Below are 20,399 nucleotides of genomic sequence, written 5' to 3' on the forward strand. Positions count from 1 at the left end.
CGCCGGATTCCGAACGGAATTCATGCACGATTCAGTCAGCCACGCGACACTCTAACCTGACCACCCGGCACACAAGCGAGTTGCAATGCCCCGCCCCGCCACACTGATCACGGCGATCCTGTTCCTCCTGGCCGCTGGCATCCTCGTCTGGATGCTGCTGGGGCCGGAAGACGACGCGGCCCCTTCCGGTCGTCCGGGCGGCGGCGAGACCCGCCCGGTCGCGGTCGCCATTGCCGGCATCGAGACCCGCGACCTGGTCGAACGGCGGCGCTTCACCGGCAGCATCGAGGGCGCCGACCGGATCGAGATCACCCCCCGCGTGGGCGGGCGGGTTGCCGAGGTGTTCGTCAATCTGGGCGACCGCGTGGAGCCCGGTGATCCGCTGCTGCAGCTGGATACCGAGGAATTCGAGCAGGATGTGGCCCAGGCCGCGGCGGAGCTGGAAGTCGCCGAGGCCAGCCTGGCCGAGGCCCTGGCCAGCCGCGATGCCACCCGGCGCGAACTGCAGCGCACCCGCGAGCTGCGCGACCAGGGGATCGCGTCGCGCTCGGAGCTGGAGGCCGCGGAAACCGAACTCGCCCTGGCACAGACGCGCGTCACCCTGGCCGAATCGCAGATCCGCCAGCGGCGTTCCGCGCTACGCACCCGCGAGATCCAGTTGAGCTACACCCGCATCGAGGCGGGTACGGCCGACAGCACCCGCTGGGTCGCCGAACGCCACGTGGATCCCGGCACGGTCATCAGCGCCAACGACACCGCACTGGCGCTGGTCCGGCTGCAGCCGGTGCGCGCCATCCTGGCCGTGACCGAGGCCGACTACGGCCGGCTGTCGCCGGGCCAGGGGGCACAGGTCTACACCGCCGCCTATCCGGACGCCGGATTTGCCGGCACCATCGCCCGCATCGCCCCGGAATTCCGGCCCGGGTCGCGTCAGGCTCGGGTCGAGGTGGAGATCCCCAACGAACGCGACCAGCTGCGCCCGGGCATGTTCGTGGAGGCCGCCATTACCCTGGGGGAACGCAACGCCGTCCGGGCCATCCCGCGCGACGCGATCATCCAGCGCGAGGCCGGCCCGACCCTGTTCAGCGTGGACCGCAGCGGCGAACGCCCGCAGGCCCGCCGCCATCAGGCGGTTACCGGCGTGCGTGATGGAGACTGGGTCGAGCTGCTGGAACCGGAGCTGCCGGAAGGCACCGAGGTCGTCGTGCTCGGCCAGCACCTGCTCGCGGACGGCACCCCGCTGCGCCTGACCGACCCGCGCAACGTGCCGGGTGGAGACGACACACCCGAGTCGGACACCCCGTGAATCCGGCCCGCGTAACGGTCCACCGCCCCGTGCTGACCAGCATGGTGGCCCTGATCGTGGTGATCCTCGGCCTGACCGCGCTGACCCGCCTGCCGGTGGATCTGCTGCCGAATATCACCTACCCGGTGGTCACGGTGATGACGTCCTACCCCAATGCCGGGGCCGAGGAAGTCGAACAACTCGTCACGCGCCAGGTGGAGCAGGCCGCGGCCGCCATTACCGGTGCCCAGGAGATCCGCTCGACCTCCGCCGAGGGCAACAGCAACGTCCGCATCAACTTTGCCTGGGGCACGGACATCCGCCAGGCGGTGGACGACCTGCGCGATCGCCTGGCGCGCATCGAGGACCGCCTGCCCGATGACGCCGATCGCCCGCTGGTACGCCAGTTCGACACCCAGGACTCGCCCATCATGCGTCTGGGCATCGGCTCGCAACTGGACGCCATCCACCTGCGCACCCTGATCGACAACCGTATCGCCCCGCGTCTGGAACGCATCCCCGGCGTGGCAGCTGTGGATACCTTCGGCGGCCTGGAGCGCGAGGTCCGCGTGGAGGTGGACCCGGAACGCATCGAGGCCATCGACCTCGGCCTGGACGACCTGCGCAACCGCATCCGCGACGCCAACGTGATCACCCCCGGCGGCCCGATCATGGACGGGCGCCGCGAATACCGCCTGCGCACCCCGGCCGAGTTCCGTTCGGTGGACGAGGTCCGCGACACCATCGTGCAGCGCAGCGAGGACGGTGTGACCTACCTGCACCAGGTGGCCGACGTGCGCGACACCCACCAGCGCGTTACCCGCCGGTTCCGGGTCAACCAGGAGGAAGGCGTGCAGCTCGCCGTGCGCAAGCTGGCCGACGCCAACACCGTCGAGGTCTCCGAGGCGGTCCACGCCGAACTGGCGCGCCTGAACCGCGACTTCCCCCAGATCGACATCCGCGCCGTCACCGACGAGGCCGGTTTTATCCGCAACTCCATCACCAACGTCGGTCGGTCGATCCTCTACGGCAGTGCCCTGGCCGTGCTGGTGCTGCTCGTGTTCCTGCGCAACATCCGCTACACGCTGGTGGCGGCCACCGCGATCCCGCTGGCGGTGATCGCCACCTTCGGCCTGGTCTACTTCGGCGGCTACTCGCTGAACCTGATGACACTCGGCGGGATCGCGCTGGGCGTGGGGCTAATGGTGGACAACGCCATCGTGGTGATCGAGAGCATCGCGCGACGGCGCGAGGAACATGCCGAACAGACCGCCGCCGAGGCCGCCATCAGCGGCACCGGGCGCGTCGCACCCGCCATCGTCGCCAGCACCCTGACCACCGTGGCGATCTTCCTGCCGCTGTTCTTCGCCGAGGAACTGGCCGGCCAGCTGTTCAAGCCGCTGGCGGCGGTGGTCGCCTTTGCCCTGGCAGGCTCGCTGATCGTCGCGCTGACCCTGGTCCCGATGCTGATGGCCCGCGCCCCGATGCCCAAGCGCGACACCAGTGCCCTCGCGCGCATGGAGCAACGCTACCAGGGGCTGCTGCGGCGCACCCTGGCCCAGCCGTGGATGGTCATCGGCATCAGCCTCCTGCTGCTGATGATCGCCCTGGCGGGGCTGCGCGGCGTGGGCACGGAATTCCTGCCCGCCACCGACGAAGGCGAATTGCGCGTGCATGTCGCCATGGAGCCCGGCACACCCCTGGAAGAGCTCTACGCCACGATGTCCGGCCTCGAGGCGATCATCCACGACGAGGTCCCGGAACTGGAAAACCTGGTCTCCAGCTCCGGCGCCTCGGCGTTCCGCGCCTCCTCGCCCGCCTCCGGCAACATGCGCGTGATGGTCGGCTCGCGCGACAGCCGCAGCCGCTCCTCCGAAGAGATCGCCGCGGCCCTGCGCGACGCGCTGGGCAGCCCGCCGGGGGTCGAGATCCGCGTGCGCGCCTCCAGCGGGATCTTCTTCCGCGGCTTCGGGCGCGGCGCCGACGAGGAAAGCCTGTCCATCGAGGTACGTGGCTTCGAGCTGCCCACGATGAACGCCGTCATCGAGCGCTTCGAGACCGCGCTGGCGGACGTCCCCGGCGTCACCGACACCCGCGTCGGCTCCGACGGCGGGCAGCCGGAATTCGCCACCCGCATCCACCGCGACCGCGCCGCCGACCTCGGCGTGGACGTGCGCACCATCGCCCAGACCCTGGAAACCGCCCTGGGCGGCTCCGGCGCCGGCCAGCTGCGCGCGGGCGGCGACGAGACGCGCATCTGGGTCCAACTACGCGACGCCGACCGGAGCTCGCTGGACGACCTCCTCAACCTGACCGTGCGCAGCGAGGACGGCGAACGCGTGGCATTGCGCAGCCTGGTCACGTTCGATACGGCGATCGGCCCGGACAGCATCCAGCGCCGCGAACAGGCGCGCATCAGCACCTTGTTCGTGAACATCGGCGACCGCTCGCTGGGCGAGGTCGCCGCCGACGTGCGTGCGGCGCTGGCCGATATCCCGCTGCCGGAGGAGATCGACTTCTCGGTCACCGGCGACATCGAGGAGCAGGAAGCCGCGTTCTCCGAACTGCTCCTGGGCACCCTGCTCGCGACGTTGCTGGTCTACATGGTCATGGCCAGCCTGTACGAGTCCCTGCGCGACCCGCTGATCGTGATGTTCTCCATCCCGCTGGCGATCATTGGTGTAACCGGCGCGCTGCTGATCACCGACACCACGCTCAACGTGCAGTCGCTGATCGGCATCCTGCTGCTGGTCGGGATCGTGGTGAACAACGCGATCCTGCTGGTGGACCGCATGGCGCGGCGCCACCGCGAAGACGGCATGGAACTGCAAGCGGCCATCGTGGCCGCCGCGGGCGAGCGCCTGCGCCCGATCCTGATGACCACGCTGACCACCATCCTGGCGCTGTCGCCGCTGGCCATCGGCATGGGCGACGGCGGCGAGGCCCAGGCCCCGATGGCCCGGGTCGTGATCGGCGGGCTGCTCTCGTCTACCCTGATCACCCTGGTGCTGATCCCGACGCTCTACCTGCTGTTCCACCGCCGGGGCGAGCACCCGCAACCCGTCTACCGAGTCGCCACGGATCATGCCTAGAACTCCCCTGCCCTTCCTCGTCGCGCTCGCGCTGGCGCTGGCCCTCCCGGCCCACGCCTCTGAAACGCCGGATGCCTCCGACGGGCTGCGCCTGTCCCTGCCCGCGGATGCACTGACGGACGCACGGCCGTTCGAACGCGAGGCGGTGGCGGAAGAGACCCTGTCCCTGGAGGAGGCCGTCGCCCGCGCGCTGGAAGGCAACCGCGGCCTGCGCGCCGAGCGCCTGCAAACCGCGATCCAGGGCATCTTCGAGGCACAGGAACGCGCGGTGTTCGACCCCGAGCTGTTCGCCGAGCTGGAGATCAGCCGCGACCAGAGCGTGCGCCAGCTGGAACAGATCGGCGAAACCGATGAAGTAACCACTACCCGGCGCTTTGGCGAGGCGGGTCTGAGCCAGTCGCTGCCAACCGGTACGGACCTGACGGTCTCCGTACGCAGCTCGCGCAGTTCCAGCTCGCGCGTGGAGGCACCCCAGTTCACCACCCGCGCGGGCCTGAGCCTGACTCAGGCCCTGCTCCGGGGCGGGCGTATCGAGTCCAACCTGGTGCGCCTGCGCCAGGCCGGCCTCGACGTGGAGGCCTCGGAGTACGAGGTCCGCGGCTTCGTCGAACAGCTGATCACCGACGTCGAGGGACGCTACTGGGATCTGGTGCTGGCCGACGAACGGATCGCCATCTTCGAGGAGGCCCTGGCCGTGGCCCGCGAGCAGCTCGACCAGACCGAGCGGCGCATCGCCGCCGGCGACCGCCCCGAGACCGAGGCCGTGTCGGCCCGTGCCGAGGTGGCGCTGCGCCGTCAGGGCCTGATCGACGCCCGCGCCGAACGCGCCCGCGCGCAGGACGGCCTCGCGCGACTGCTCCAGGGCGACGGCGGCCTGTGGGATACCCGGCTCGAGGCGAGCTCCGAGCCGGGCCTGGAACGCTACACGCTGGAACCCCTGAATGCCTACGTGGCGCTGGCCCGCGACCACCGCGCCGATCTCAACGAAACGCGACTGCGGGTCCAGCGCGACCAACTGGAGGTCGTGCGCACCCGCAACGGCCTGCTGCCGCGCCTGGATTTCTTCGTGACCCTGGGCCAGTCGGGCTACGCGGACAGCTTCAGCCGCACCTGGCGCGACCGCCAGGGCGACGGCTACGACCTGGCGGCCGGCCTGCGCTTCGAGATGCCGATCGGCAACCGCGCCGCCGAGGCCGAACACACCCGGGCCCGGCTGACCCGCCAGCAGATCCGGGAAACCCTGGCCAACCTGGAGCAACTCGCCATCGAGGACGTGCGCGGCACCTGGTTCGACGCCGCCCGCATCCGCGAACAGATTCAGGCACAGGAAGAGACCGTCGAGTTGCAGGAAGAACTCCTGCGGGTGGAACAGACGCGCTTCCGCGTCGGCGCCGGGACCGCGCTGGCCGTCTCCCAGGCCCAGCGCGACCTGCTGGAGAGCCGCCTGAACCTGACCGAGACGGTCGTGCGTTTCCGTCAGCTCACCACCGAACTGCTGAACGCCAGCGGCACCCTGCTGCTCCATCGCGGCATCGACGCCCCCGGCGCCGAACGCGTGGAGATCCGTCTGTAAGCCGGCTTGCACACGACCCGGCGCCTTCGGGTCGCGCGGCTATTGATCCACCGGCCGGGCATTGCCCTGCGCGTCGATCTCGGCGACCAGCATCGCCCCGGCGCCAAGGCTGCGGCCGCTCAGCTCCATGATATTGGCCCGGTGGGTCACGTAGACCGCCGGCCCCGCCGTCTGCCGGTGTTCTTCCGCCAGGTGTTCGCGCCACGCGCGCATGCGCCGCTCGCGATGCGGGGCATTGGTGCGAAACACCGAGCCCATTGCCTCCAGCACCACGGGCTCGCCGAACCCCAGGAGCGCCGCGGTATCGACATTGCGGCACCACGGACCCGCGAACACCCGGATCGACTCGAGGCCCGCCGCGCGCAGGCGCTCCCCACTGGCGCGCGCCTGCGCGCGTCCTTCAGCCGACAGGTTGCGCTGCGTGGCGCAGTCATCGACATCGAAGCCCGACGGGTCACCGATGCCGGGCGCCAGGGCATGGCGCATCAGCAGGATGCGGTGGGGTTCCTGTAATTGCGCGACGATCGCGCGTTCATCCGCCAGATCGCCCGCCACCAGGGGCAGAGGCACCGCCAGCGCGGCGATCCAGAACACCAGAACGACAAAGCGCGTCGTCACGCGATCTTCCCCGAACGGCGACGCCGGCAGGCGTCCGAACAGTAGCGAACCTCATCCCAGCACCGGGCCCATTTGCGCCGCCAGGCGAACGGGCGGCCGCATACCGCACAGGTCTTCTCCGGTAAATGCGGCTTGGCGTGGGCCACCTTAGCGGTCCGGGTGACAGACCCCATCGTCGCAGCGCGAGCGCCAGCGATAACGCGCAATCACGTTGTAGACGCGATCCATCAGCCAGACGATCGGGGGCAGGCGATGCAGCACACCGCCAAGCCAGCGGTAATATGGCAGGTGCCGCCAGACCAGCACGAAGGCCCAGGCGCCGCTGCGAATGCGCCCGTCGGCGCTTACGGCATGCATGCGCTGCATCGCACGATCCCAGGTAATCCCCCAGGCGTCGAGCGGTGTGGCATCGGCATGGATATCACGCCAATCGATCGCGCCCGCGGTGTCGAGCCGCTGGTAGTGGCCGATCTCGCGCCGGCAAAGCGGACAGCCGCCGTCGAAGAACACCACCGGTCGTCCCGGGGCCTCGGAATATTGGTCCTGGTGGTTTTCAGGCATGCCCCACCGGCCCGGTCTGCTGGTGCCGGGCACCATCGAGGGATCTGAGCGCCCGCTCGACAACATCACGCGCCAGATCCTGGGTCATCTCGGGGTTGGCCGGGATCATCTCCGTGCGCACGGCCAGGGCCATTGCCAGCGCTTGCAGCACGTCGCCATTGCAGGTATCGCCCAGCACGCCGATCTCGCTGTCCAGCGTGTCGGTCAGGCGATCCAGCAACTGTTGCACCCGCACCGCGGAACCGGTCTCGGGATGCAGACGGAAGTCGAAGGACACGGCCTCGCCGCTCGGGGTGACATAGCGATAGGGCAATACATCCATGGCTCTCTCCTTCGCGAACGGTTGGCTTGTTAAGGCAAATTCCGGGGTCGTCCTCCTCACCCCTTCGCCTTTGGGCCACGAAACGGCAAAACAGTTCGCCGCGCGTGCTTCCAGAAGAGAAGAAAGGGCACGCCCCATCCCGCCCGGCGAGCGCAGGCGTTATCCTTTCAGCCCATGAATCCCCGTCTCCGGACAGTCATCCACCCGCACGCCCACCGCCAAGAGGCGAGACCGTAGTGGCCACGCGCCGCAAGCGCCGCCCGCTCCGCCGGTTGCTCTACTGGACCGGCGGGCTGGTCGCGTTTCTGCTGGCGCTGGGGATCGGGGCAATGCTCGCCCTGGTGGTGCTCTTCGCCCGGGTCGACCCGCCCTACGGCATGGCCATGGTGGTGGCGACCGACTGGCAAACCGCCTCCAACCGGCGTCCGGACTGGCAACGCCTGGACGACCTGCCCCGCCATCTGATGCTGGCGGTGATCGCAGCCGAGGACCAGCACTTCCCCAACCACCGCGGCTTCGACTGGGGCTCGGTGCGCCAGGCGCTCAGCGATCATGCACGCGGCGGGCGCCTGCGCGGAGCCAGCACCATCAGCCAGCAAACCGCGAAAAACCTCTTTCTTTGGCACGGCCGCTCCTGGGCACGCAAGACGCTGGAGGCCGGGTTCACCTTCGGCATGGAGACCCTCTGGCCGAAGCGGCGCATCCTCGAGATCTATCTCAACCTGGCGGAATGGGGTCCCGGCGTTTACGGCATCGAGAACGCCGCCCAACACTACTTCGGGATCTCCGCCACCGAGCTCGATCGCCACCAGTCCGCGCGCCTGGCCGCCATCCTGCCCAGCCCCGGCCGCATGAACCCGGTCCGCCCGGGACCCAACCTTGACCGGCGGATCGTCTGGGTCGAGCAGCAGATGGCCCAGCTCGGCATCGCCTGGCTGGATCCGATGCTGCTGGAATAAAGCCTGTGCGCAGGCCACCGAAATTGTGGCACGGAACTTCCAGCCTTTAGACTGCCTCGGACTGACTGACCGTACCGGGGGCTCGCAAGGATGTCCCTCCCAGACATGGAGGTTTGCCGTGACCCATCTGCGCGCGCCGCGTATCGACTTCTCCCGCCTGCTGGTGCTTTTCGCGCTCCTACTGATCCAGCCCCTCGGGGCCGCGTCCGCACAGGGCACCGGTCAGCAGGATTCCGGCAGCGATCTGCGCCAGATGCTCATCGACGCACTGGAGAACGAGGAGGCCCGCGAAGACTTGCTCGAGGCCCTGCGCTCCGGCGACGGCTCCAGCGCGGAGGACGCCGCCACGGATGACCTGCCGGTCGAAACCGGCGACAGCGAATCCGTGGCGCGCCAGATTGCCCAGCTCACCCAGTCGCTGGCCGAAGGCACCGTGGCCGAGGTCCGGGCCCTGAACGACATCGCAGTGGATATCGCCGAGCGCGTGCGCGGAGTCGAGCCCACCGTGTTCGGGCTGGCGGTACTGGATCTCGCCTTCGTCATCGTGTTCACCGTGGTGGTGTTCCTGATACTGCGAAGGCTGGGCGCACCGTTGTTCACCCGACTTGATCGCTGGGCCTTGAATGCGGCCGAGCATATGCGGCTCATGCGGGCGCTACCGGCCGTGGTCCTGGCCGCGGCGATCGACTTCCTCGTCGTGATCCTCGCCTGGCTGGCCGGCTATGCACTGGCGCTGTTCGTGCTGGGCGACTCGGGCGAGATGAACACCCGGCACTCGCTGTTCCTGAACGCATTCCTGCTGATCGAGGTGACCAAGGCGGCCCTGCGCCTGATCTTCGCCACTCGCTACCACGGCCTGCGCCTGCTGCCGATGGCCGGGGACGAGGCCGCTTACTGGAACGCCTGGCTGGCCCGCATCGTGGGGTATATCGGCTACGGCCTGTTGCTGCTGGTCCCGATCACCAACAACCAGATCTCCTCCGAGGCGGGGCGCTCGTTGGGGCTGATCGTGATGCTAACGGCCTTCCTCTACGCCGCCGTGATCATCCTGCAGAACCGCACCCGGGTGCATGACCGCCTGATCAGGTTGGCCAACAGGGCGCAGTACGCCTTCACCCGCATCGTGATCTCGTTGCTGGCGAACTTCTGGCACTGGATCGCCCTGATCTACTTCCTGGCCCTGGCCGTGGTCAGCATCACCCGGCCGGAAGATGCGCTCCCCTTCATGGCCAAGGCGACCGGACAGACCCTGCTCGCCATCTTCGTGGGCATCTTCGTCGCCAACCTGCTGACCCAGTTGATCGGCCGCCGGATTCGGGTGCCCGAAGAGACCCGGGAGAAGTTCCCGTCGCTGGAGCTGCGCCTGAACTCCTACATCCCCAATGCGCTGAAGGTGATGCGTCTGGTGATCCTGCTGGTCGTGCTGGCCGTGGTCGCGGATGCCTGGGGTGCGTTCAGTCTGACCACATGGCTGGCCTCGGATATGGGCATGGCGGTGCTGGGCACCGCGATCTCGGTGGCGCTGATCCTGCTGGGCGTGCTGGCCATCTGGCTGGTCTTTGCCAGCTGGGTCGAGCACCGCATGAACCCGAACACCGGTGGCGGCGGGCCGACCGCCCGCGAGACCACCCTGCTGACGATCTTCCGCAACGCCATGGCCATCGTGCTGATCGTGATGACCACCATGATCGTGCTCGCCGAGATCGGCGTGAACATCGGCCCGCTACTGGCCGGTGCCGGTGTCCTCGGCCTGGCGATCGGTTTCGGGGCGCAAAAACTGGTGCAGGACGTGATCACCGGCGTCTTCATCCAGCTGGAGAACGCCATCAACGTCGGCGACATCGTCACGGTGGCCGGCACCACGGGCGTGGTGGAACGCCTGACCATCCGTTCGCTCGGCGTACGCGACCTCTCCGGGACCTACCACCTGATCCCGTTCTCGTCGGTGGATGCGGTCGCGAACTACATGCGCGAGTTCGCCTACCACGTCGGCGAATACGGCGTCGCCTATCGCGAGGACATCGACGAGGTCATCGTGCGCCTGCGCGAGGCCTTCAAGGAACTCCAGCAGGATCCCGACCAGGGACCCAACATCCTCGACGAGATGGAGGTGCACGGTGTCACCGCACTGGCCGACAGCTCGGTCAACGTGCGGGTCCGGATCAAGACCCTGCCGGGCACCCAGTTCGGCCTGGGCCGCGCGTTCAACCGCCTGGTCAAGAAGCACTTCGACGCCGCCGGCATCGAGATCCCGTTCCCGCACCAGACCATCTACTTCGGTCAGGAGAAGGACGGCGGCGCCCCGGCAGCCAATCTACGGCTTCTGCAGGAGAAACCCGCCAACGAGCAGGATGGCGACGACTACTCGGATGACCGGCGGGCGCGCCCAAATCCGAAGCACAAGGGCGACTACGACGAGGCCGACGACTGAAGCGCTTGTCCGTGAGCGGGGCGCGCACTCGAATCCCCCCTGCCGCGGCAACTCCCGGGCAGGGGCTTCGCGGGCGACCCCGCTCCCAAGGCCCCAGGGAGACGCTGGCTCTTTCCGACGGCTCGGGCTTCGGGAGATCATGAGCGCATGCGTCTCCTGATCCTGCTTGTGCCTCTGCTCCTGCTCGCTGCCTGGACACCCGGCTGGTGGGTCCGCCACACCATGAAGAAATACCACCGCCCGGCGGACCGCTACGATGGCACCGGCGCGGAGCTGGCGCGCGAGCTGCTGGACCGCCACGGACTGCACAAGGTCCAGGTGGAAACCACGAAGGACGGCGATCACTACGACCCTGCCTCGCGCACCGTACGCCTGTCACCGGAGAACCACGACGGCCACTCGCTGACGGCGATTACCGTGGCCGCCCACGAGGTCGGCCACGCCGTACAGCACGCCCAGGGCTATGCGCCACTGCGCATGCGCAGCACGCTGGTCGGAATGACGCGCTACGGCCAGCAAATCGGCGCCTGGCTACTGGTCGCCATTCCGTTCATTACACTACTGGCGCGACACCCGGCGCCGGGGATCCTGTTCTTCCTGGCCGGGGTGCTGTCCATGGGTCTGGCCGCACTGGTCCACTTCGTCACCCTGCCCACCGAGTTCGACGCCAGCTTCCGCCGTGCCATGCCGATGCTGCGCGAGGGCAACTACCTGCACCCGCCCGACTACCCACATGCCGAACGCATCCTGAAGGCGGCGGCCTATACCTACCTGTCGCAGTCGCTGATGAGCCTGCTGAACATCGCCTCGTGGTTCCGGTACCTGCGCCGATGACCGTTCCCGCCCCGGACGCCTGCCCGTTGTGCGGGCAGTCCACCCGGCCGTTTCACCACCGCGGCATCGGCGACGCCTCGCCCGGAGACTATCGCCGCTGTCAGCACTGCGGCGTGATCGCGCTGGAACGCAACGCCTGGCCCCGCCGCGAGGTGGAGCGGGCGTATTACCGAACCCACGAGAACCGGCCGGATGATCCCGGCTACCGCGCCCATCTGCAGCGACTGATCGAACCATTGGTCAAGGCGCGGCCACCCCCGGCCCACGGACTCGACTGGGGTTGCGGTCCGCAACCCGTGCTCGCCGGGTTGCTACAAGACCGGGGCTACACGATGGCGTTCTGGGACCCGGCCTTTACCCCCGCACAACCCGATCCGCCCGGCGACGGCTGGGACATCCTTACCTGCACCGAGGTCCTGGAACACCTGCACACGCCCCTGAACACGCTGGGAACCATGGTCGCGGGCCTGCGCCCCGGCGGGGTCCTGGCGGTGATGACCGAATGGCCCCCTGCGGCGGCCGGCTTTCGTCGCTGGCACTATCGCCGCGACCCCACCCATGTCGCCTTCTACGGCCCGGCCACACTCCAGTGGATTGCCACCCGCCTGGGAGGCACACTGGACCTGCCTGCCCCCGATATAGCCCTGTTCAGCCGCACAGGAGACCTCCCGCAATGATCCACCGACTGCGTGCCTGGCGTCCGGAATGGTTCGGTCTGCCCGTCGCGCACCTGCAGGCAATCCACGTCTGTGCCGCGGCTGGCGACCCGATGGATTCGATCGAGTCCATCGAGGCCATCGCCGGCAGCGGACTCCGGGGCGACCGCTACGCCACCCATCGCGGGCACTGGCATGCGGTCGAGAGCTGCCCGGTCACACTGATCACTGCCCCGGAACTGCAACGGGCGTCACAGCGCCGCGGCCGCCCGATCGCCCCCGGGGAACATCGCCGCAACCTCGTGGTCTCCGACTGGTACCGCATACCCCGCCAGAGTGGCTTTCTTCGGATCGGAGAGGCGGTCCTGAAGATCGGACGGCCACGCCCGCCCTGTGGGTATCTCAACCAGCTAGTGGGCGACAACCTCGCGCGAGCCCTCGGTCTCGACAGCGGGATTTGCCTTGAAGTCGCGCATTCCGGGATCCTTCGCGTCGGCGACCGGGTGAGCTGGCACCCGGGCGGTCCCGCATGATTCGGCCACGCTTGTTAAGCTGGGGTTAAGTGCCATTGACTACGATATACGTGTATTCACAAGGAGAAACTTTATGAAGATTCGTTCCCAGTCCCTCGCCGGACTGATTGCCGCCGCCGCGCTCGCGCTGGCCAGCCCACTCGCCATCGCCCAGGGCATGGGCCAGGGGCAAGGTCAGGGCGGCATGGGCATGCAGGGTGGCCAGGGCGGCAACCCGCAGATGGAGATGCAGCAGCTCCAGCAGACCCTCGCCGAGACCCAGCAGCAGGCCATCGAGAACAACCCCCAGTTGGAACAGAAGGGTGAAGAACTGGAGAACCTGGTGCTGGACAAGATGGAGGCCGCCGGCTACCAGCCGCGCCGGGATCTGGAGACCCTCGAATCAGCCGAAGAGCAGCTGCGCGACCCCGATCTGAGCGCGGAGCAACGTCAGGAAGTCATTCAGTCCGAAGACGTGCAGCAGGCGCAGATGAACCTGCAGGAAGCACAGCAGGCCGTCGCGGAAGACCAGGAAATTCGCCAGGCGCAGGAATCCCTGCGTGAAGACCTGATGGCCGCCATGCGCCAGGAGAACGCCGATATCGACGACGTGATCGAGCGCATGCAGCAAATGCAGCAACAGATGCAGCAGCAACAGGGTGGTCAGGGCGGCATGATGCGCTAATCGCGCAACCAGCCCGGTAACAAAGAAAGCCCGGCCCCTGCAAAGGGACCGGGCTTTTTTCATGTCCGGGCCGGACCGTCAGTCGAGGCGACCCGTCTCCTGCGCCAGCGCACGCAGCGCCTCGGTCTGTCCATCGGGCAGCTGGTTCCAGCCAAAGCGCCAGCTCCAGTTGCCGTTACCAACTGTGCCGGGGGTGTTCATGCGCGCCTCCGATCCCAGGTGCAGGGCGTCCTGCATCGGCAGGATCGCAAGCTGGGCCGGTGAACGACAGGCCGCACGAATCAGCGGCCACGGCATCTCCTCGGCCGGGCCCTCATCCAGTGTCCCGATCACATGCTCCTGCATGGCCGGCTCCAGGGAGCGAAACCAGCCCAGCGTGGTGTCGTTGTCATGGGTCCCGGTATACACCGCACTCAGTTCATCATGGTTCGCCGGCAGATAGGGGTTGTCCTCCCCTCCTTCGAAGGCGAACTGCAGGATACGCATGCCCGGCAGATCGAAACGCAGGCGCAGTTCGGTGACCTCCGGCGTGATCACGCCCAGATCCTCCGCCAGCAGCGGCAACACACCCAAACGAGCCTGCAATTGCTCGAAGAAGTCGGCACCCGGCCCCGGCACCCAGTGGCCCTGAGTCGCATCCGGCTCGCTTGCCGGGACCGCCCAGCTCGCCTCGAAGCCGCGGAAGTGGTCGATGCGCACGGCATCCACTGTCTCCAGCGTCCAGCGCATGCGCTCCACCCACCAGTCGTATCCGCGCTCGGCAAGACGATCCCAGCGGTAATGCGGATTGCCCCAGCGCTGCCCGGTCTCGGAGAAGTAATCCGGCGGCACGCCGGCCACGGTCTGCGGATGCCCCGTGGCGTCCAGGTCGAACAGGTCGCGGTGGGCCCAGACCTCGGCCGAGTCGTGGGCCACGAAGATCGGCATGTCGCCGAGGATCAGGATGTCCTGCTTGCGTGCATGCTCGCGTACATCCTGCCACTGGTCGAACAGGACGAACTGGGCGAAGCGCACGGCCTCCAGGGCCTGGGCCGCTTCGGCCTCCACGGCCGCCAGGGCGGCCCGATCGCGGTCGCGCAATGCGGCCGGCCATTCCCACCAGGGGCGGCCATCCTCGCGGCCGCAGATGACCACGAAACGGGCAAAATCATCCAGCCAGACCGGACCCTGGGCATCAAGGAAGGCCTGGTAGGCCTGCGCCCAGCCCTCGCCCGCCTGCCCCAGCCGCTCCCGCGCCTGTTTCAGCAGGGTCTCGAGCGGCCCATCGTCCGCATCCAGCCCCGCCCGTGCGGCCAACCGTTGCGGGTCAATCAGGCGCACATCGCCGGCGAAGGCGGAGATACTGGCGTAGGGCGAACCGTCCTCCTGCGGCGGATGCAACGGCAGGATCTGCCACAGGCTGAACCCCGCATCCCGCGCCCAGTCCAGAAACCGGAAGGCCTCCTGCCCGAGCGTCCCAACCGGGCCCGGGCCCGGCAGTGAGACCGGATGCAGCAACACACCGGCCCGGCGGCGCTGCATCAGCGGATTACAGTGCTCTTCGCCCGCCTCCATGGACTATTGTCCCTTGCGCATGGTGCCGCCGGCGGCGGGATCACCACCCCCGACCGAAAGCACCTCGCCCAGGGACTCCGGCACTTCCAGATCTGCCAGCTGGTACAGCCGCGCCAGATGGCGCCGGTAGAGCTGTTCGAAGTCGCTGACTGATCCGGCCGGGTTGTACTCCCCGAACCACCAGCACCAGTCCGAGCCCTCGCACACCGCCAACTGCTTGCGCAATTGCGGCGTATCCAGTGCAGGGCGCCGCGCGATCGCCTGATCCACCGCCGTCCAGGCCTCGATCAGGCGGTCCCAGCCGAGGTTCTTGTCGGGATCACCGATCCAGGTGGAGAAGGTCCCGTAGACCCAGGACCCGGCCACCATGCCCGGCAGCTCGCCGCGATCCGCGCGCGGCCCGCTGCGCTGGCACACGTCGGAGAAGGTGCACAGGTTCAGGCGCGGGTTTTCCGCCAGGCGCTCATACAACGCCCGCAGGAAATGGAAGCCGTTGTCCGGGTAGTATTCCCAGGCGTTCTCGCCATCCAGGATCACCGCCACCACGCCACCCTCGGGCGACACAGAGGCAATGTTCTCCAGGTGATGGACGAAATCGCCGACTGCGTCGTCGGCATGCCAGTCGGCATAACGAAAACCGATGGCATCGGACAGCCCGTCATCACGGAAAAACATCTCGGTTTTGGCATCCGCCAACCGATAAGGGCGGTGCAGCCAGCCCTCCTGTTCCGCCGATCCGGTGTTGGATTCGGCCGTCTGACCGGCTGCGGCCAGGCTGTTACCCAGCACCGTCTGGCCACTGGCCGTCCAGCAAATATCGTAGTCATCCAGCAGGCGCACGGTCGCCTCGCTGATGCCCCCCTCCGACGGCCAGCAGCCACGCGGGCGAAAGCCGAAATACTGCTCGAACACCGACAGCCCACGTTCGATGTGCCAGCGCACGCGGGCCTCGCCATCCGGGTAGACCGGGGCCTGCGGCAGGGCGATATCCGGCATCGCATCGCGAGCGGAATCCAGATCCAGCAGCAACGGCATGATCGGGTGGGCATACGGGGTAAACGACAGCTCCACCCGCCCCTGCTGCGCCAGCTCGCGATAGCGTGGCAGGATCGCCTTCACCTCGTCACGGATCAGCTTCAGCAGCCGGCCCCGGACATCGCGATTAAAGGCGGTCGTGACTTTCAGCCAGCCCTGCACCTCGGGATAGGCCCGGCGCACGGTCTCGCCCAGCCAGGCCAGGTGGTAGCAAGTGGCCAGATCCTGAAAATAGCGGTTATCCAGGTGCGCCAGCAGCACCGGATCCTCCAGCGCCTGGCGCGCCAGGGCCGCCAGGCGCTCGAACAGCGGAAACGGCTCGATCATGCGTGGGGCATGCGCCCGCAGGCACACGCGCAGGATCTCGCGGCGCTGCACCGGATCCACCGGCACGATGTCCATCTGCAGCAGGTCCAGCACCGGATCGCCAAAGCTCGAGCGGTCGCCAATACCGGCCTCCAGCCGCTCGCCGTAATCGGCGATCTGCTCCAGCAGGATCGGGGCGAAGTTCACCACTGCGCGCGCCTGGGGGCAGGCCTCCAGGTGCGCGGCCATGTCGGTGTAGTCCTTCAATGCGTGCAGGTAGGTCCACGGCAGCACGTACTCACCCGCGCCCGAGTCGTAGTATTGCGGCTGGTGCATGTGCCAGCACAACACCACATCGAGCTGCGGCGGCTGCGTGGCGAGCGCAGTGGAACTGCCGGATTCAGCGGACATGATGAGTGGCCTGGCCCAGCATTTCGGGCGTGACCACGCGCACTCCGCCCGGAGAGACGAAGTAGTCGCGGGCATCGGCCTCGTCGTCCACCCCGATCTCGGTCCCGTCCGGCACCTTGCAGCCCTTGTCGATCACCGCGTTGCGGATCACGCAGTTCTCGCCAATGGTTACGCTCGGCAGAATCACCGAGTCCTCGACCGTGGCGCAGGCGTTCACCTGCACGTTGGAGAACAGCAGCGAGTGGCGCACGGTACTGCCGGAAATAATGCAGCCGCCGGAGACCATGGAATCGATCGCCATGCCGCGCCGGTCCTCGTCGTCGAACACGAACTTGGCCGGCGGCAGCTGTTCCTGGTAGGTCCAGATCGGCCATTCCGAATCGTACAGGTTCAGTTCCGGGGTCACGCCGATCAGCTCCAGGTTGGCCTGCCAGTACGAGTCGATGGTCCCCACATCACGCCAGTAGCCCTGGCGCACGCCCTGCTCGTCGCGGAACGGGTAGGCCATCACCTGATTCCGCTCGATGATGCCGGGGATGATGTCCTTGCCGAAGTCATGGCTGGAAAAGGTGTCGTCGGCATCCTTGATCAGCTGCTCGAACAGGAAGTCGGTATTGATCACGTAGATCCCCATGGAGGCCAGCGAGTGGGTCTTGCTGCCGGGGATCAGCGCCGGCTCCTCCGGCTTCTCGGCAAACGAGGTAATCCGGCTGGAGGCATCCACGCCCATCACCCCGAAGGCCTTGGCGCGCTCTTGCTCTACCTCCAGGCAGCCCACGGTCATGTCCGCGCCGCTCTCCACGTGGAAGGCGATCATCTGGCCGTAGTCCATCTTGTAGATGTGGTCCCCGGCCAGGATCAGCACGTAGCTCGGATTGTGCTGCCGGATAATGTCGATGTTCTGGTAGACCGCATCGGCCGTTCCCGCATACCAGGAGGTCTCGATGCGCTGTTGCGCCGGCAGCAGCTCGATGAATTCGCCGAATTCCCCGCGCAGGAAGCTCCAGCCCCGCTGCATGTGCTGGATCAGCGAGTGCGCCTTGTACTGGGTCACCACCGCCACCTGACGGATGCCCGAGTTGATGCAGTTGGACAGGGGGAAATCGATAATGCGGAACTTGCCGCCAAAGGGCACGGCCGGCTTGGCCCGCCACAGCGTCAGTTGTTTCAGTCGCGAGCCGCGCCCGCCGGCCAGGATCAGGGCCAGGGTCTCCCGCGTCAGGCGGCTAACGTAGCGTTGCGGTTGCGGAGTCATGCACCCTTCCTTGCTTAGTCGTGTTGTACTAGAGACCGTAAACCCGAATTCCGTCGTTCCACATACGAAATGCGAGTTGGATCCGAGTATGGCAACAGCCCCCGACAAATGCACCCGTTCCGTCGCCGATTCGTTACGACGTCTGACCGAGGCACGGCTACATGACCCCCACGGCGTCCTCGGGCGCCATGCGCTGGATCAACAAACCACCTGCTACCGGGCCTGGCTGCCACATGCGAGCGCGGCGTCCGTCACACTTTGTGACGGTGGTCTCGCGACGCTGGAACCGGCTGCCGGGTTCCCGGGGTTGTTCCTCTGGCAGGGGTCGGCGGACGACCTCCCCGCGCACCCGCAACTGGACTGGCAGCCCGAGGGTGGCACAACAACATTACAGCAGGTCGATCCCTGGGCCTTCGCGCCGGACATCCCCGAATTCGACCGCCACCTGTTCGCCGAAGGCCGCCACTGGCATGCCCACCGCATGCTGGGTGCCCATCCGCTCACCCGCGACGGCATCCACGGCGTGCGCTTTGCCGTCTGGGCGCCCAACGCCGAGCGCGTCTCGGTGGTCGGCGACTTCAACCGCTGGGACGGCCGCTGCCACCCGATGACCGTCCACCCAGGAAGCGGCATCTGGGAGCTGTTCATCCCGGGCCTGGCCACGGAGACGCTGTACAAGTTCGAGATCCGCAACCGCGACCAGGGCAGTCTGCACCTGAAGGCCGATCCCTACGCCCGCGCCTACCAGCTCCGCCCCGAGACCGCCTCGCGGATCCAGCCCCCCAGCAGCTACGCCTGGGACGACGACCACTGGATGCGCAATCGCGACCCCGAGGCCTGGAAGCACCGGCCCATGAGCATCTACGAGGTACATCTGGGCTCCTGGCAGCGCAGCCCGGAGGGCGAATGGCCCAACTACCGCGAGCTGGCCGAGCGTCTGGTGCCCTACGCGCGCGACCTGGGCTTCACTCACCTCGAGTTGCTGCCGATCACCGAGCACCCGTTCGACGGCTCCTGGGGCTACCAGAGCACGGGGTTTTTCGCCCCCACCTCGCGCTTCGGCAACGCGGACGACTTTCGCTACTTCGTCGACCAGGCCCACCAGGCCGGACTGGGCGTGATCCTCGACTGGGTCCCGGGCCACTTCCCGCGCGACGAGTTCGCGCTGGCGCGCTTCGACGGCACGGCGCTGTACGAACATGCCGACCCGCGCATCGGCGAGCATCGTGGCTGGGGCACGCTGATCTTCAACTATTCGCGCCCCGAGGTCCGCAACTTCCTGCTCTCCAGCGCCCTGTGCTGGGTCGAGGACTTCCACCTCGACGGCCTGCGCGTGGACGCCGTGGCCTCCATGCTCTACCGCGACTACGACCGCGAAGGCGAGGACTGGCTGCCCAACATCCACGGCGGCAACGAGAACCTCGAGGCGATCGACTTCCTGCGTCACCTGAACGAGACCGTCCAGACCAGCCACCCCGGCGTCGCCATGATCGCCGAGGAATCGACCGCCTGGCCGGGTGTCAGCCGCCCACCGTCCATGGGCGGGCTGGGCTTCACCATGAAGTGGAACATGGGCTGGATGCACGACACCCTGACCTATTTCGGCATGGACCCGATCTACCGCACCCACCACCATGGCCAGCTCACCTTCGGCCAGCTCTACGCCTACAGCGAGAACTTCGTCCTGCCGTTCTCGCACGACGAGGTGGTGCACGGAAAACGCAGCCTGCGCGGGCGCATGCCCGGCAACGAGTGGGAGCAGCACGCCAACCTGCGCCTGCTCTACAGCTGGCAGTGGCTCTACCCCGGCAAGAAGCTGCTGTTCATGGGCCAGGAGTTCGGCCAGGGCCCCGAATGGTCCGAGGATCGCGAGCTGGACTGGTACGTGCTGCAGTACCCCCTGCACCAGGGCCTGCAGACTCTGGTGCGCGACCTGAACCGGGTGTACCGCGAAGACCCGGCCCTGCACGCCCGCGAATTCGAGCCGGACGGCTTCGACTGGCTGGACTGCGACGACGCCGCGCACTCCACGCTCAGCTTCGTGCGCCGCGACCATCAGGGACGCCAGGTGGTCGTGGTGCTGAACCTGACGCCCATGGAACGCGCGGCCTATCCGGTACCCGCACCGCATGCCGGGCGCTGGCGAGTCACCCTGAACACGGATGCGGAGGTCTACGGCGGAGGCTCACGCGGCCCGGCAGAGGCCTACGCCGAGCCGCTCGAACGTCACGGCCATCCCGCCACGCTCTACCTGCACCTCCCGCCGCTCGCGGCGCTGCTGCTGGAACCGGTCGCAGACTGACATCACGT

17 protein-coding genes are annotated in these 20,399 nt (G+C 67.7%); 10 read left to right on the forward strand and 7 right to left on the reverse strand.

From position 1 onward, the window contains the following. Window positions 1-85: 85 nt before the first annotated feature. The 3 genes from B0684_RS02360 to B0684_RS02370 are packed head-to-tail and all read left to right on the forward strand — an operon-like array spanning window position 86 to window position 5,950. The gene (locus tag B0684_RS02360) at window positions 86-1,306 is read left to right on the forward strand and encodes an efflux RND transporter periplasmic adaptor subunit (RefSeq protein ID WP_018650246.1); all 1,221 of its coding nucleotides are present in this window, start codon (window positions 86-88) and stop codon (window positions 1,304-1,306) included. After that, window positions 1,303-4,377 (forward strand): efflux RND transporter permease subunit, encoded by a 3,075-nt coding sequence (locus B0684_RS02365; RefSeq protein ID WP_018650247.1) that lies wholly within the window; start codon window positions 1,303-1,305, stop codon window positions 4,375-4,377. The genes B0684_RS02360 and B0684_RS02365 overlap by 4 nt, the downstream gene beginning before the upstream one ends. Continuing rightward, entirely contained in the window at window positions 4,370-5,950 is a 1,581-nt protein-coding gene (locus B0684_RS02370; protein ID WP_018650248.1) for a TolC family protein, read from the forward strand. Before B0684_RS02365 ends, B0684_RS02370 begins: the two co-directional genes overlap by 8 nt. Before the next feature lie 39 nt (window positions 5,951-5,989). Here the strand turns inward: B0684_RS02370 and B0684_RS02375 are convergent, their stop codons facing one another. The 4 genes from B0684_RS02375 to B0684_RS02390 are packed head-to-tail and all read right to left on the reverse strand — an operon-like array spanning window position 5,990 to window position 7,451. Continuing rightward, complete coding sequence (locus B0684_RS02375; RefSeq protein ID WP_018650249.1) at window positions 5,990-6,568, reverse strand: histidine phosphatase family protein; 579 nt, start codon at window positions 6,566-6,568, stop codon at window positions 5,990-5,992. Beyond that, the gene (locus B0684_RS14065) at window positions 6,565-6,741 is read right to left on the reverse strand and encodes a DUF2256 domain-containing protein (protein ID WP_077276949.1); all 177 of its coding nucleotides are present in this window, start codon (window positions 6,739-6,741) and stop codon (window positions 6,565-6,567) included. The genes B0684_RS02375 and B0684_RS14065 overlap by 4 nt, the downstream gene beginning before the upstream one ends. Next, on the reverse strand, window positions 6,716-7,129 hold the full coding sequence (locus B0684_RS02385) for a thiol-disulfide oxidoreductase DCC family protein (RefSeq protein WP_018169593.1): 414 nt from the start codon (window positions 7,127-7,129) through the stop codon (window positions 6,716-6,718). The genes B0684_RS14065 and B0684_RS02385 overlap by 26 nt, the downstream gene beginning before the upstream one ends. Next, entirely contained in the window at window positions 7,122-7,451 is a 330-nt protein-coding gene (locus B0684_RS02390; protein WP_018650250.1) for a hypothetical protein, read from the reverse strand. The genes B0684_RS02385 and B0684_RS02390 overlap by 8 nt, the downstream gene beginning before the upstream one ends. A gap of 236 nt (window positions 7,452-7,687) precedes the next feature. Between B0684_RS02390 and mtgA the strand changes: the two genes are divergently transcribed. The 6 genes from mtgA to B0684_RS02420 all read left to right on the forward strand — a co-directional run bounded on the left by mtgA (window position 7,688) and on the right by B0684_RS02420 (window position 13,528). Beyond that, window positions 7,688-8,410, forward strand: a complete 723-nt coding sequence (gene mtgA, locus B0684_RS02395; protein WP_018650251.1) for a monofunctional biosynthetic peptidoglycan transglycosylase — start codon at window positions 7,688-7,690, stop codon at window positions 8,408-8,410. A 118-nt stretch (window positions 8,411-8,528) separates the two neighbouring features. Next, window positions 8,529-10,841 carry a mechanosensitive ion channel domain-containing protein gene (locus B0684_RS02400; protein WP_018650252.1) on the forward strand — a complete coding sequence of 771 codons (2,313 nt, stop codon included), beginning with the start codon at window positions 8,529-8,531 and terminating at the stop codon, window positions 10,839-10,841. Between the two features lie 147 nt (window positions 10,842-10,988). Continuing rightward, complete coding sequence (locus B0684_RS02405) at window positions 10,989-11,675, forward strand: zinc metallopeptidase (protein WP_018650253.1); 687 nt, start codon at window positions 10,989-10,991, stop codon at window positions 11,673-11,675. Window positions 11,676-11,701: 26 nt separating this feature from the next. After that, window positions 11,702-12,352 carry a class I SAM-dependent methyltransferase gene (locus B0684_RS02410; RefSeq protein WP_018650254.1) on the forward strand — a complete coding sequence of 217 codons (651 nt, stop codon included), beginning with the start codon at window positions 11,702-11,704 and terminating at the stop codon, window positions 12,350-12,352. Then, the gene (locus B0684_RS02415) at window positions 12,349-12,864 is read left to right on the forward strand and encodes an MOSC domain-containing protein (protein WP_018169587.1); all 516 of its coding nucleotides are present in this window, start codon (window positions 12,349-12,351) and stop codon (window positions 12,862-12,864) included. Before B0684_RS02410 ends, B0684_RS02415 begins: the two co-directional genes overlap by 4 nt. Before the next feature lie 73 nt (window positions 12,865-12,937). After that, window positions 12,938-13,528: a hypothetical protein gene (locus tag B0684_RS02420; protein ID WP_018169586.1), complete on the forward strand. Its 591-nt coding sequence runs from the start codon at window positions 12,938-12,940 to the stop codon at window positions 13,526-13,528. A gap of 78 nt (window positions 13,529-13,606) precedes the next feature. On the opposite strand, the gene malQ is transcribed toward B0684_RS02420, so the two are convergent. The 3 genes from malQ to glgC are packed head-to-tail and all read right to left on the reverse strand — an operon-like array spanning window position 13,607 to window position 18,089. Continuing rightward, window positions 13,607-15,082 carry a 4-alpha-glucanotransferase gene (malQ, locus tag B0684_RS02425; RefSeq protein ID WP_018650255.1) on the reverse strand — a complete coding sequence of 492 codons (1,476 nt, stop codon included), beginning with the start codon at window positions 15,080-15,082 and terminating at the stop codon, window positions 13,607-13,609. Window positions 15,083-15,085: 3 nt separating this feature from the next. Continuing rightward, window positions 15,086-16,834, reverse strand: a complete 1,749-nt coding sequence (locus tag B0684_RS02430) for a glycoside hydrolase family 57 protein (protein ID WP_018650256.1) — start codon at window positions 16,832-16,834, stop codon at window positions 15,086-15,088. Further along, entirely contained in the window at window positions 16,824-18,089 is a 1,266-nt protein-coding gene (gene glgC, locus B0684_RS02435; protein ID WP_018169583.1) for a glucose-1-phosphate adenylyltransferase, read from the reverse strand. The genes B0684_RS02430 and glgC overlap by 11 nt, the downstream gene beginning before the upstream one ends. An 88-nt stretch (window positions 18,090-18,177) precedes the next feature. Here glgC and glgB point away from each other — a divergent pair, with 88 nt between their 5' ends. After that, window positions 18,178-20,391, forward strand: a complete 2,214-nt coding sequence (glgB, locus tag B0684_RS02440) for a 1,4-alpha-glucan branching protein GlgB (protein ID WP_077276950.1) — start codon at window positions 18,178-18,180, stop codon at window positions 20,389-20,391. Window positions 20,392-20,399 lie beyond the last annotated feature (8 nt).

The sequence above is a fragment of the Thioalkalivibrio versutus genome, assembly GCF_001999325.1.
GTDB classification, from domain to species: domain Bacteria; phylum Pseudomonadota; class Gammaproteobacteria; order Ectothiorhodospirales; family Ectothiorhodospiraceae; genus Thioalkalivibrio; species Thioalkalivibrio versutus.